This window comes from Reyranella sp. (assembly GCF_965227665.1).
GTDB lineage: Bacteria > Pseudomonadota > Alphaproteobacteria > Reyranellales > Reyranellaceae > Reyranella.
The window spans coordinates 2,463,769-2,476,280 of sequence record NZ_OZ245767.1; the positions used below are offsets into that span (position 1 = coordinate 2,463,769).

General features: G+C 68.6%; 9 protein-coding genes and 1 tRNA gene. 4 read left to right on the forward strand and 6 right to left on the reverse strand.

What is annotated here, in order from left to right; translation table 11 throughout:
• Window positions 1-32: 32 nt before the first annotated feature.
• Window positions 33-905 carry an archaetidylserine decarboxylase gene (asd, locus tag ACO07I_RS11995; RefSeq protein WP_422017558.1) on the reverse strand — a complete coding sequence of 291 codons (873 nt, stop codon included), beginning with the start codon at window positions 903-905 and terminating at the stop codon, window positions 33-35.
• 26 nt (window positions 906-931) lie between these two features.
• Here asd and ACO07I_RS12000 point away from each other — a divergent pair, with 26 nt between their 5' ends.
• A complete protein-coding gene (locus tag ACO07I_RS12000; RefSeq protein WP_422018233.1) occupies window positions 932-2,656 on the forward strand; it encodes an aminotransferase class III-fold pyridoxal phosphate-dependent enzyme in 1,725 nt (574 codons plus the stop codon).
• On the opposite strand, the gene ACO07I_RS12005 is transcribed toward ACO07I_RS12000, so the two are convergent.
• The 3 genes from ACO07I_RS12005 to ACO07I_RS12015 are packed head-to-tail and all read right to left on the reverse strand — an operon-like array spanning window position 2,639 to window position 4,879.
• Complete coding sequence (locus ACO07I_RS12005) at window positions 2,639-3,343, reverse strand: hypothetical protein (RefSeq protein ID WP_422017560.1); 705 nt, start codon at window positions 3,341-3,343, stop codon at window positions 2,639-2,641. The two genes, ACO07I_RS12000 and ACO07I_RS12005, sit on opposite strands and share 18 nt — an antisense overlap.
• A gap of 28 nt (window positions 3,344-3,371) precedes the next feature.
• On the reverse strand, window positions 3,372-4,214 hold the full coding sequence (locus ACO07I_RS12010; protein WP_422017562.1) for a hypothetical protein: 843 nt from the start codon (window positions 4,212-4,214) through the stop codon (window positions 3,372-3,374).
• Window positions 4,211-4,879 carry a methyltransferase gene (locus ACO07I_RS12015; protein WP_422017564.1) on the reverse strand — a complete coding sequence of 223 codons (669 nt, stop codon included), beginning with the start codon at window positions 4,877-4,879 and terminating at the stop codon, window positions 4,211-4,213. Before ACO07I_RS12015 ends, ACO07I_RS12010 begins: the two co-directional genes overlap by 4 nt.
• A 207-nt stretch (window positions 4,880-5,086) precedes the next feature.
• Here ACO07I_RS12015 and ACO07I_RS12020 point away from each other — a divergent pair, with 207 nt between their 5' ends.
• The gene (locus tag ACO07I_RS12020; RefSeq protein WP_422017566.1) at window positions 5,087-5,536 is read left to right on the forward strand and encodes a potassium channel family protein; all 450 of its coding nucleotides are present in this window, start codon (window positions 5,087-5,089) and stop codon (window positions 5,534-5,536) included.
• Between the two features lie 65 nt (window positions 5,537-5,601).
• Here the strand turns inward: ACO07I_RS12020 and ACO07I_RS12025 are convergent.
• Window positions 5,602-5,677, reverse strand: a tRNA-Thr gene (locus ACO07I_RS12025).
• Window positions 5,678-5,799: 122 nt separating this feature from the next.
• Between ACO07I_RS12025 and ACO07I_RS12030 the strand changes: the two genes are divergently transcribed.
• Together ACO07I_RS12030 and ACO07I_RS12035 are read left to right on the forward strand one after the other, a co-directional pair.
• Entirely contained in the window at window positions 5,800-7,266 is a 1,467-nt protein-coding gene (locus ACO07I_RS12030) for an L-lactate permease (protein WP_422017568.1), read from the forward strand.
• Between the two features lie 130 nt (window positions 7,267-7,396).
• The gene (locus ACO07I_RS12035) at window positions 7,397-8,293 is read left to right on the forward strand and encodes a trypsin-like serine protease (protein ID WP_422017570.1); all 897 of its coding nucleotides are present in this window, start codon (window positions 7,397-7,399) and stop codon (window positions 8,291-8,293) included.
• A 22-nt stretch (window positions 8,294-8,315) separates the two neighbouring features.
• Here the strand turns inward: ACO07I_RS12035 and ACO07I_RS12040 are convergent, their stop codons facing one another.
• Window positions 8,316-12,308 (reverse strand): autotransporter outer membrane beta-barrel domain-containing protein, encoded by a 3,993-nt coding sequence (locus tag ACO07I_RS12040; RefSeq protein WP_422017572.1) that lies wholly within the window; start codon window positions 12,306-12,308, stop codon window positions 8,316-8,318.
• Window positions 12,309-12,512: the final 204 nt, after the last annotated feature.

Consider the following 12,512-nt stretch of genomic DNA (forward strand, 5'->3'; position numbering starts at 1 on the left):
AGGGAGTGTCCGCCTCCCGTCCCCCGGTCGCATCAGGGCAGAACCATCAGGCGTTGGCCCATCCGGATCTTCGTGCCGTCGGCGATGCCGTCGCACAGGCGAAAGCCGCGCGGCGCGAACACGATGATCGTGGACCCGTGCTCGAACCAGCCCAGCTCGTCGCCGCGTCGAACGCGCGTCGAACAGGCGATGTCGGCCGCGCCGCGATAGTTCATGTTCATCACGACATCGAGGAAGTGCAGGCGGATGCTGGCGACCAGGATCGCCGCGACCGGCACCAGCGTCACGGGATGGCCGCCCGAGGCGAGGCGAAGCCGCAGTACGGCGCGCTCGTTGCGGCAGAACAGGCGCTCGACGCGCTTCAGAGCGATCGGGTTCACGTTCCAGGTGTCGCCCGACACGTAGGTCACGCGCTCGACCGTGGCGTCGTGCGGCGCATGGAAGCGATGGTACATGCTCGAGGTGAGCCGCAGCGTGACATAGGTGCCGTCGCGGTAGGTCTCGACCAGCTGCGGATCGATCAGCAGATCCTCCAGCCGGTAGGGGAAGCCCTTGGCCTGGAACAGTTCGGTCCCCCGAACGGTGCCGCATGCGCCCACGATCCCGTCGCACGGACTGACCAGCGTTGCGGGATCGTCGTCGAGCGGCCGGGCGCCGGCGCGCAGCGCGCGCGTGAAGCAGTCGCGCAGGCTCCTGAACGACGCCTTCTTCGACTCGGTGAGATCGAGATCGGCAAACAGGCGCCAGACCGCGATCGAAGCACGGGTCAGGGCCGGGCTCTCGATGCGGCTGAACCAGCCCATCCAGCGCGTCGCGAGCCTTCGCGGGATGCGGTTGGTCAGCAGGAAATTGATGTCCTCCTGCTGGAGGATTTTCAGCAGTTGCGAATGAACGCTTTTGGCCACGTCGAGAACCCCGGGGAAGCTGGATGATGAACCTGATGGATGGCGAGACCGTCGCGGCGCTGGTGGCCGGAGGACTGGCGCTGGGACTGCTGGCTCCCCGGTTGCGCGACCGCCTGCAGCTCTCGCGGGCCAAGCACCGCTCCCTCGCCGGCCATGCGCGCCTCTCGCGGCGCATCGCCGGTCTGGTGCCGCGTTATGTCTATGGGGACGACCTGTTCTTCCGCGCCGACGAGGCCAGCGAGGCCGTCGCCGCCCGCCGGCGCGCAGGCTTCGAGGTTCTGGCAGAGACTCTGCGCTCGGGACCCGGCCGCACGCTGCGGGTGACCTCGGAGGCGACGCGCCACATCTCCGACCTGCAGTTCACCGAAAGCTACCGCGTCCCCTTCCAGTTCAGCCCGCGGGTGCGCGCGGCGCTGCCGGCGGGCGCCTTCGTGGCCTCCTCCGAGGGCGTTCAGGTCACCGACCTCGACGGCACGGCGCGCTACGACCTCAGCGGCTCCTACGGCGTCAACCTGCTGGGCTACGATTTCTACAAGGGCTGCATGGAACGCGGCGCGCGACGCGTCGCGGACCTTGGCCCCGTTCTCGGGGCCTATCCCGATCTCGTGGCCGACAACGCCCGGCGGCTCGCCCTGATTTCCGGCAAGCCGGAAGTGTCGTTCCACATGTCGGGCACGGAAGCGGTGATGCAGGCCGTGCGGCTGGCGCGCTACCACACCGGCCGCTCCCACCTCGTGCGCTTCTGCGGCGCCTACAATGGCTGGTGGGGCGACGTGCAGCCCGGCGTCGGCAATCCGGTCGCCGCGCATGATACCTACACCTTGGCGGATCTCTCGGAGAAGAGCCTCGCCGTGCTGCGCCGCCGCGCCGACATCGCCTGCGTGCTGGTCAACCCGATCCAGGCGATGCACCCCAATCAGGGCGCGCCGGCGGATTCCACGCTGATCGCCAGCCGGCCGGACCGCGGCGTCAGCCGCGAAACCTATGCTGCCTGGCTGAAGGCCCTGCGCCAGGTCTGCACCGAGCGCGGCATCGTTCTCATCCTCGACGAAGTGTTCGTGGGCTTCCGGCTCGCAGCCGGTGGCGCGCAGGAGTATTTCGGCGTGGAAGCCGACCTCGTGACCTATGGCAAGACGGTGGGCGGCGGCTTTCCGATCGGCGTCGTGTGCGGCGATCACCGGCTGATGAAGCGGTTCCGGGACGATCGCCCGGCCGACATCTGCTTTGCACGCGGCACCTTCAATGCCCATCCCTACGTGATGGGCGCGATGAACGAGTTCCTGCTCCATCTCGACTCGCCCGCGATGAAGCAGGTCTATCGCGACCTCGACGAGACCTGGGACCGGCGCGCCGCCGATCTCAACCGCCGGCTGGCCGACCGAGAGCTGCCGGTGCGCATCGGGCACCTCTCGTCGATCTGGACGGTCTGCTATCCCACGGCCTCGCGCTACCACTGGATGTTCCAGTACTACCTCAAGGCCCATGGGCTTGCGCTGAGCTGGGTGGGCACGGGGCGCCTGATCTTCAGCCTCAACTTCACCGAGGAGCAGTTCCAGGCGGTGGCCGACCGCTTCGTCGCGGCGGCCGAAGCGATGCAGCGCGACGGCTGGTGGGAGCCGGGGGCGCTGGCCACCGACCGGGCGATCAAGCGGCGCATCCTGCGCGAGATGGCGTCGCACCTGCTGGGCTTACCGGGTCGGAGGCGCAAGGAGTCGCTGGTCGGGCCGCAGCCCCTAGACGCCGCCCTTTGAGGCGGGCACCACGGCGTCCTCGGCAACGGCCGTGGGCAGCTCGGGAATGACCTCGGGCAGAAGTTCATCCGGCAGGATGGGCGCCGCGACGGTCTCCGGCGTGTGGCGGCTGTGGCGGCCAGTCAGCACCTCCCACGGCGCACGGTGATAGAGCTTGATGTCATGGAACGGATCGGTGGCGATCTTGGTCACCCAGACCACGCCAGTCCGGAGGTCCTTGGTCACGAACAGCTGCAGCGCGCGAAAGGCGATGCCGGACAGTCCGACGACCAGCCAGAGCTCGCCGACATGCGTCATGAATTCGGTCCAGTCGGCGTGCGGCGTGAAGACGCCCAGCAGGGTGGGATCGACAACCAGCAGGAGCGGCGACGCTGCCCAGATCGCGAGCAGGACCAGCTTGCGCCTGATGTTGTAGCCGACCTTGATCTCCTCCTTGTATTCGTCGGTCGCCTGGTTGACGGCGTCGTAGCCGCGCGGCTCGAAGAACAGGTGGCCGATCTGGCGTGTCGTCATCGCGACCAGCCAGCCGATCAGCGCCGCCATCGCGGGATCGGTGAAGGCCACGACATAGGCGAACAGGAAGCTGGTCGCGCTCAACAGGTGCAGCGACTGGTTGACCTTGCTGTGATGGTAGTAGCGATGATCGTCCCATCGCTGGACCTTCAACTCGTCCCAGAATCCGGTCATGGCGTTTTCCTTCGCATCAGAGGGGGCGCTAGAGGTTGACGACGAAATGGACGAGGCCGGCGACGCCCATCGCTACCGCGGCAATCGCCGCAAGCGGCACCAGCGGATGCACGATGTTGAGGCGACGGAACAGGTTGCAGAGATGGCCCACGACCTTCTGCGCCGGCGTGCGCGGGCTCTTCGAATATTCCATGGCCGCCTTGACGAGGTAGAAGACGGCCGTGTTGGCCGCGAGCGCGAACCGGCCGCGGGCGGCAGCGCCCGGGGCTGTCACGAGGTAGTTGCACTTGAGCAGGATGCGCTGCGGCCCGCCCGGCGTGTAATTGCCCTCGACCCAATGCAGCTCGCGATGGAAGTCGAGCAGGCCGAATTCATAGGTGGTGAAGGCTTTCTCGACCCGGCTGTCGCCGAACACCACCTTGTAGCTCGCATCGGACTGGAGATAGATCAGCGCCCGCACGACCATGCTCGACGACAAAAATCGCAGGTTGCCGTCATAGTGCCTGTCGAACAGGCCCTGGTCGCCGCCGCGGTCCTTGTTGTAGTGCGAGATGTAGAGTTCGTCGGTGTGCTTCATCGGCTCGAAGCCGCTGCCGGCCGGAACCTGCCGCACGATCAGCTCGCGGATGACCGGGCTGTCGCGCAGCCGATCGATCAAGGCGACGATCTCGGCGGGAAGCGTCTCGATGTAGACGTGGCAGGAGGGCCGCTGGGCGAGTTGCTCGCGGAAATGATCCTCGACCCAGCGCGATAGGCCGTCGATCAGGGCGCGGTCTTCGGCGGTCTCGAAGCGGCCGATCGTGGCGGGAAACAGGGACGAGACCGCGCCCCGCGTCGTGCCGGCGGCGGTGGAGTCGAGAATGTCGGTCACGAGGTTCCCTGGCTGAGGCGCCGCGAATCGATGTCGTGGCCCGCGGCGACCGTCGCGGCCGCCGCCGTGACCGCGAGGATGAGGAGTCCTGCCAGCCGGATCGCCGGCCGGCGGCCCGGTCCCGCCCGCTCCATCGCGAGCAAAGCGAGGTTCAAGACGACGTGCAGGGTGGCGAGTGGCCACCAGTCGGCACGGAAGGCCGGGTTGAGCAAGGTGCCGCCGAACGCCATCACGTTTCCGACGATCATCGGATGGGACATCAGCGAATAGGGAAACGCCGTAACCCGCCACGCGGCCAGGCCGGCCAGCTCGTGGCCATAATAGGTCCGGTCGATCCCCAGCACCGCGGCGGCGCGGGCGTTGAGAAGAATGCCGAGGGTGATCGTGCCGAGCGAGAGCATGTCGGGCGGCGCCTGCAGGTAGACGAAGGCGAGCGCGGCGACCGACACGGCCTTGAGCAGCATCGCGTCGCGCTTGAAGACATCGAACGAGTGAACGCCCCAGGAGAAGGCGTACCAGTAGAGGCCGTAATAGACGAAGCTCGCGAGGTAGATCGCCAAGGCCGGCTCACGGCCGATCGCGGCCACGGCCAGCACGGCGGCGACGATCGTCCAGCAGGCGAGAGACGGCCAGCGCTGGTCGAGGATGCTACGACTCCGGGACACCACGCGAAAACCCATATGCCGGGCGTGTTGCCGGCCCATGAAGGATCCGCGTCGGTTCGTTGACCGGTGTCAGGGCGGTGCGGGACGGTGCGAGACTTCGGTGGGTTGATCGCTGCAGGCGCATGGCTGAACCAGTCCGGAGGCGTTACCGTCACCCCCTTTCACCCTGGCTCTTCCAGGGATTCATCGGGGAACTGTCGACAACGCATGTTTGCCAACCTCGCGCTCGCGACCTTCATGGTCAGCCTTACCGTCGCCATCCATCTCGGCGGCCTGCTCGGCCTCTTGTGGGTGCTGCGGGACAGGGCGCATCGCATCCGGGCCCACGAAAACCGCCTCGTCCCGCTCGGCGTCATCCTGTTCGTGGTCCTGGGGCTGGTGGCCATCCATTCGGTCGAGATCTGGCTTTATGGGGCCGCTTTCTGGGCGATCGGCGCCGTGGGAGACTTCGAAACGGCACTCTATTTTTCGACCGTGACCTTCACGACCCTGGGCTATGGGGACGTCGTGCTCGAGGGCAACTGGCGGCTGTTTGGTGCGATCGAGGCGGGCAACGGGCTGATCCTGTTCGGCTGGTCGACAGCCTTCCTGCTTTCCGTCACCAGCCGGCTGAGATTGCTGGAGCATGACTGGCTGGAGAAAAGCGACGCGGATTGAGGCTTTCGCCGACGCAGCAGAAACGCGCGCCCAACCGCCTGATCAATATGGATCAATGAAGGAAATGGTGCCCCGAGACGGAATCGAACCGCCGACCCCATCATTACGAATGACGTGCTCTACCAGCTGAGCTATCGGGGCAGTGGCGGCGGGTTTAAGCGAAAGGGCGCGCGGGCGCAAGGCGCTGTTTTTGCCCGTTCTGGCGCCACCTTTCGGCCCCGACCGAAGCCTGCGGCGCGCGGGAAGGTTATAGAACCCCCGCCATGACCACGCTGCTCTCGCTCCTGCCCCTTCTCCTGGTGCTCGGCCTGCTGGCCTCGGGCCGCGCCAGCGCGCTGGTCGCGGGCCTGGCGGGGCTGGCGGCCACCCTCGCCGCCTCGGCGACGCTCGTCCTTCAGGCGGAGGGCCCGGCCGCCGTGGCGCTGCTGTTCCGCCGCGAGGTGCCGGCCGGCCTGTGGCTGTCGTGGCACGTCATCGCCATCATCGTCACCGGCGTCTTCTTCCACCGCGCCACCCTGGCGCGCAGCGGCGCCGGTGGCGGAACCTTGGGCGCCGGGACGCTCGAGGCCTCGCCGCGCCGCCTGTTCTCGGTCTGCTTCCTGCTGGCGCCCTTCGCCGAATCGGTCACCGGCTTCGGCGTGGGCTACATCATCGCGCTGGCGGCGCTGCGGCGGCTGGGGACCGGCGGGATGCCGGCCCTGCTGCTCGGCCTCTACAGCCAGTCGCTGGTGCCGTGGGGGGCGCTGGCCATCGGCACCACCGTCGGCGCCACCCTGGCCGGCCTGACGCCCGGCCAGCTCGGTCTCAGCTCGGCGGTGCTGCAGGTCCCGATCCACGCGCTGTACCTCCTGCTCTACTGGCGCTTCGCCCGCGAGGCCGGGGTCGCGGTACCGGCACTGCAGAAGCTCGACGACCTCCTGTGGACGGCGGCGCTGCTTGCCCTGGTGTGGCTCGCCAACCGCTTCAGCGACGTCGAGATCGCCGCCGCCGCACCGACCGCCCTGCTGCTGGCCGTGCGGTTCTGGCGGGACGAGCGGCCCGATGCCGCCCGCCTGCGCACCACGCTGCGCACCGCCGCCCCCTATGTGGCGCTGACCCTGGCGCTCTGCGCCACCCGCCTGGTGACGCCGCTGCGTGACCTGCTGAAGCCTTTGTGGGCGCTGCGCCCGTTCGACAACCAGCCGGCCTTCGCGCCCTTCTACGCCCCGGGCTTCTGGTTGCTGGCGATCGGCCTCGCCGTGGTGCTGCTGGCGCGCGCCCCGCTGGGCAAGGTCGCCGCCGAAGCGGCGCGCGGCGCCTGGCGCGCCTGCGCCGTGACCTTGGCCTTCGTGGTGATGGCGGAATTCTATGTCGGTTCCGGCATGGCGACCTCGATCGCCGAGGCGCTGCGGGCGGTCGCGGGACGCGGCGCGGCGCTGGGCGTGCCGCTGTTCGCCGCGGTCGGCGGTTTCCTGACCGGCAGCGGCGCCGCGGCCAACGCCATGCTGATGCCGATGGAGACCGCACTCGCCCGCGCCCTCGCCCTCGATCCGGCGTGGATCGCCGCGGTCCAGAACAGCGTCACCGCCAACCTCACCATGCTGTCGCCGATCCGCGTCTCGATGGGCGCCGCCATCCTGGCGCTCTCGACCTCCGACGCCGCCCTCTACCGTCGCGCCTGGCCGCTCGCCCTGCCGCCGCTGCTGACCGGTGTCGCGGCGGTGCTGGCACTGCTGGCCCTCGGGAATTGACCGAATCCGGGTGTCGGCACAGGGGTGCGACATTCGTTTCAGTTGTTTCGTTTATTTCGTTTATTTCGATTATGCAGCTCAAGACGCCCTTGACCGGCCGCGCGGCCGCCGCCCATCCTGTGTTCGATACATGACTGTCACGCGCCGTCCCCTGCTCGCCGCCGGCCTCGCCGGACTCGCCGCCCTACCCGTCGCGCGACCCGCCGGCGCCGTCATCGTGCTGGACCGCACCTGGCGCGCCGAGGGCGGAAGGCCGGGCCGCGAGAGCGAAGGCTTCCGCGCCCACGAGGCGCTGGCCGAGCAGAGCCCGTTCGCTCCCGTCATCCCGCTCTCGACCGATGGCGGCGAGGACTGGGGCATCGGCTCGGCGACCTGGCTCGGCAATTTCGGTGGCAATGCCTGGGTGCTCAGCGCCTCGCATCTGTTCACGCGGGACGATTCGGTCTTCGACTTCACCTTCCGCGCGCCCGACGGCACCCTGTGCAAGGGCGACCGCCAGATCCGCCATCCGCTGTTCAACGGCAACAACGACGAGACCACCGGCTACGACGTCGTCCTGCTGCGCATCACGGGGCCGATGAACGGCGGCGGCCCGGCGCCGCTGCTCTATGGCGGCACGCGCGAGCAGGGTGCCGACGTGGTGATGGTCGGCTACGGCGCGCGCGGCATCGGTTCGATCGGCGAGAACGAGGCCTATGACGGACCCTCGGGCGCCAAGGCCGCCGCCACCAACGTCGTCCACGAGACGATGGACCGGGTGCAGCCGCCGCCGTGCACCGGCGACCGCGGCAACTGGTTGTCCGTCACCCTGCGCCGCGAGACCGAAGGCGCCGGCCGGCTCGACGGGCTGCTGGGCTCGGGCGACAGCGGCGGCTCGCTGTGGATGCAGACGCCGGCCGGCTGGGCGGTCGTCGGCGTGAACGCAAATGGCGGCGACCGCTACGGCGACTCCTCGTATTTCGCGCGAGTGTCGGGCCTGCGCCCCTGGCTCACCTCGCACGTGCCGGGGTTGCGGTTCGTCGGCTGAGCCGCAGGCGCGACCCGCGGCCTCACCACCTCATCCGGAGTCCGCCGCTGAGGCCATGGTTGTCGGTGCCCGTCCCGACATCGCCGTCGTATCGCAGGTAAAGGCTGGTCGACTGGGCGATGGCGGTGCTGGCGGCGAGGCCGAGAACGGCGGCATTGCGCTGCGGGGCGGCGCCATAGACCGTGAAAGCAGCGCCTGGGGCGCCCGCGAAGGTCGCGGTCACCGGCCGCGCGGTGTCGGCAAATTCATGCGCCCAGCCCAGCCGCAGCTGCAGCGCCAGCGCGTCGCGCCAACCGAGATCGAAGGCGCCCTCGAGATCGACCCCGATCGTGCTGCGCAGCGAGCCGGTCGTCTGCTGCGCCACGTTGAGGTTCAGCGAACTGGCGCCCCACTCACCGAAGCCCGCCTGGTTGTTGGTGATGCCCTGCAGACGGGCGAACGGCGTGGCGCGGGCTCGGGAAGGCTCGTGCAGGCCGAGCGCATAGCCCGCCTCGACCTGGCCCAGAAACTGGTTGGCCGAGGTCTGGCCAAAGGCGGTTCGCGAGAGCAGGCCGGCAATCGGGATCTGGCGCGTCATGTAGTTGTTGCTGAAGCCCAAGCCCGCGAGCGCATCGAGGTAGAAACCCGACTGCGTGAAGGAGGCGTAGAGCGTGCCCTGGTAGGAGTCGGTGGTGGCGCGGCCGCTGAACCCGCTCAGCCACTGGTTGCCGCTGGCAAAGCCCACGCCCAGGCCCAGCAGCAGGTTCGGCGCGACGCGGTAGTCGATGCCGGCCGCGGCGCCGCCGCTGTTGTAGGTGAGCGTCGCCGCGCCGCCGGTGCCGGCGACGCTGCCCGTGCCCCCCACGACGCTGCCCCAGAGGCTCCACGGGCTCGCGGCATCGTCGTCGCAGGCGACGTCGCAGGCCTGTGCCAGCGCCATGCGCGTGCCGGCGCCGGCGCCGCCCCGCGCGAGGCTCATCTGCTGGCCCAGCACGTTCATGAAGCCGAGGCTGTTGCCGATTCCCGCCGTTGCGAAGCCGGAATAGTTCTGGCCGCTGATCGCATCCAGGGCGGCCTGGCCCTGTTGCAGGCTGACGCCCGCGAGCGTGCCGATCACCGTGGCGAAGTCCCCCGTTGCCCCGGCCACGCTGCGATCCAGCACGGCGCCGGTGGCGGCTTGGTTGGCGGTCGCAGCGCCGCGGGCGAAGCCGCCCGGCGCCAAAGTGAGGAAGACATTGCCCGGATCGTAGCTCAAAGAGACCTGCAGGAAGGGCAGGTTGACGGACGCACCGGCAAACGAGCCGGCAACGCCACCCGCCGCGTTCAGGATGGTGTAGGTCGTGGAGGGTGCATAGACGCCTGGCACCGCCACCACGCTCACCGCCCCGCCGTTGAGCGTGGCCGTGCCGGGCGCACCCGTGACGTTGACGCGATCGGCTTGGGCCAGGCTGTTGGCCTCGACCTGGTAGGTGCTGCCGGTGCTCACGACGAGCGCGCCGTTGACCGTCAGCGTGCCGATCGAGTTGCCGGGCGCGAGCACCCCGCCGTTGGTCACCGAGCCGAAGACGGTCCCGGCGCCACCCAGCGTTCCGCCGGCGCCCACGGTGACGTCGCTGGTGATGCTGCCGTTCACCGCGAGGCGGCCGTTGGTGACGCGGGTGGGGCCGGTATAGGTGTTGATGCCGGTGAGGTTCAGCGAGCCCGCACCCGATTTGGTGAGGCCGCCGGCGCCGGTGATGACCGAGGCCAGCACGGTCGCGGCGTCATCGTCTGAGATCAGCGTGCCGCTGCCCAGTGCGATGGTGCCGCCGGCGCCCGAGAGCGCGCCCACCGTGATGCTGTTGCCGTTGAGGTCGAAGACACCGCCATTCACGGTCAGCGCGCCGGTCGAGGGCAGCGACGCGCCGGCGCCCAGCCGCAGGACGCCCTCGTTGACCGTCGTGCCGCCGAGATAGTCGTGCATGCCGGAGAGGACGAGCAGGCCCGCGCCCTGCTTGTAGAGGCCGCCCGCCCCCGATACGCGGCCCGTCAGCGTGAGCGTGTTGCCGCGCGTGTCGATCGCGCCGCCCTTGGCGCCGAGCTCCACCGCTCGCGACGATGTGAGCGACGCCATCGCCGCCAGCGTGCCGCCGTCGAGAGTCAGGCGGCCGCCCGTGCCCAGGCTGGTGTCGTGGAAGATGCCGAGCGTCGCCCCGCCCGTCACGGTCGTGCCGCCGGTGTAGGTGTTGGCGCCGCTCAGGATCTGGACACCGCCGGCCACGGTCACGCTGCCGCCGCTGGCAGGATAGGCGAAGAGGGCATTGTCGTTGCGGTCGGAGATGATGCCCGAGAAGAGGCTGCTGCCGTTGGTGATCCGCAGGTTCTGGCCGCCCAGGCTCACCTGCCCCGCCCCGCTCAGGGTCTGGATCGCCACCGGGGCCCAGGCGCGCGAGATGTCGAAGATGCCGTCGTTCGCCACGCCGGAGGAAAGCGCGATGCTGCCCGGCCCCGTGACGTAGAGCTGGCCGTTGGAAGCGATCGTCGTCGGCCCGGTATAGGTGTTGGTGGCGCTCAGTTGCACGCCACCGCCGGCATTGATGGTGACGCCGCCGGTGCCGGAGACGGCACCGGCCAGTCCCAGCAGGACGTTCGAACCGTCGACGATGAGCGGGCCGCCGGTCGTGTCGAGCATCTGGTTGGTGACGAAGAACGGCGTGTAGCCCGTGAGGCGGTCCGAAAGATCGAACAGCACCGAATTGGCCAGGAAGAAGGACAGGCCGAAGGTGTTCGTGTCTTTCTTGCCGATCGAGGCGTTGTAGGTGTTGAAGCTCTCCGCGCCCGGCGCGGTCAGGATCGACGAGGTCGTCGGCAGGCCGGTGATGGCGGCGCCGTTCGCGCCGGTGACGTCGAGTTTGACGCCGGCGTTCACGTAATAGGCGCCCAGATTGTCATAGTAGGTCTTGAGACCGTCGTCGGGCTGCTTGGTGTTCAGCGTGAGATCCTGGGTCCCGGTGTCGAGCAGCCCGGGCTTGGTCTCCACCACCGAAGGCCGGGAGTCGCCGGGCTTCGTCAGCGTCATCGTGAAGTTCGCGCCGAACTCCGTCGAGGCGTTGGTCTGGGGCGCGCCGCCATAGGGATTGGGGAACAGCCGGCCCACCGGATCCGTCCACGGCACCACGCCGGAGCCCGTCGGATTGTTGGCAGGCAGCCCGATCGGCATGAACTGGCCCAGCATCTGCGGCGTCAGTCCCACCGTCACGCAGGGGCTGCAGCCCGTGATCGCAACCCGGTCGGGCTTGCCGCCGATCAGTACACTCTGACCATTGGCCTGCTGCGGGCCGTTATCCGACGAGGTCGGGTTCTTCTGCCCGTTCGCCGCCACTACGTAGCCTTGGGCGACGACGCCGCCCGCGACGATCGTCTGGCCGAGCACGCCGCCCGTCGTGTAGCTCGTGCCGGGTTCCACCTTGCTGGTCTTGGTGCTGACGAAGTTGCCCGCGCCGAAGGTGCCGAACAGGGTGCTTTCGATCGGCGGCGTGCCATCCTGCGTCCACGCGGGCGTCGACCAGTATTCCGGAAAGTAGGTCGTGCTCGAATCCGTATGCTCGTAGACGGCATTGATCTGGTAGCCGGGCGTGGCGGCCAGCGTCGCCGCGACCGGCGTCCCCTTTTCGGAATTCGCATAGAAGTTGAGGACGGGGACCGCGACGATGTTGCCGGTGTAGCCGCGGCACTCCTTGGAGGTGCCGTAGCAGTACTGGATGCCCTGCGGCAGGCCGGGCGTAGTCGCGACGTTGTGCGCCGAGGGATCGGGCGCGAGGCCCGGCCACCAGTCCTTGTTGTAGACGCTGTTGAACAGCGCCGATCCGGTATCGAAGAGGTAGGGCTTGGGAGCGCCGCCGTTGATGCCGACATTGATGACCAGGCGCTGCGTGCCGCCGCTCTGCGTCAGGAAGCTCAGGGGAATGTTGGTGGGCTCGCCGGCCTGGGCCAGGGCCGGACCGGCCGGGCAGCAGACGACACAAGTGGCGATGACCCATCCCACTGGCTTCAGCATTTTTCTTATCGACAGCATCCACTCTCCCCCAAGCTTCGGATTTCTCCGATGTCGAGGGAGCGTGCGCAAGGAGTCGTTGCACCTTCCGTTCAATTACATTTCGAGGCTCGACAGGGCGCCGAACCGCCTCGACGGCCCCCCGGAATCGCCAGCGGGGACTTTTTTCTTTTCGCTCGTTTCGTTTATTTCGTTTGTTTCGGTTAT

Coding starts and splice junctions, on each gene's coding strand:
- ACO07I_RS12000 (WP_422018233.1), top strand. CDS start 932: ATGAACCTGATGGATGGCGAGACCGTCGCGGCGCTGGTGGCCGGAGGA.
- ACO07I_RS12005 (WP_422017560.1), bottom strand. CDS start 3,343: ATGACCGGATTCTGGGACGAGTTGAAGGTCCAGCGATGGGACGATCAT.
- ACO07I_RS12020 (WP_422017566.1), top strand. CDS start 5,087: ATGTTTGCCAACCTCGCGCTCGCGACCTTCATGGTCAGCCTTACCGTC.
- ACO07I_RS12030 (WP_422017568.1), top strand. CDS start 5,800: ATGACCACGCTGCTCTCGCTCCTGCCCCTTCTCCTGGTGCTCGGCCTG.
- ACO07I_RS12035 (WP_422017570.1), top strand. CDS start 7,397: ATGACTGTCACGCGCCGTCCCCTGCTCGCCGCCGGCCTCGCCGGACTC.
- ACO07I_RS12040 (WP_422017572.1), bottom strand. CDS start 12,308: ATGCTGAAGCCAGTGGGATGGGTCATCGCCACTTGTGTCGTCTGCTGC.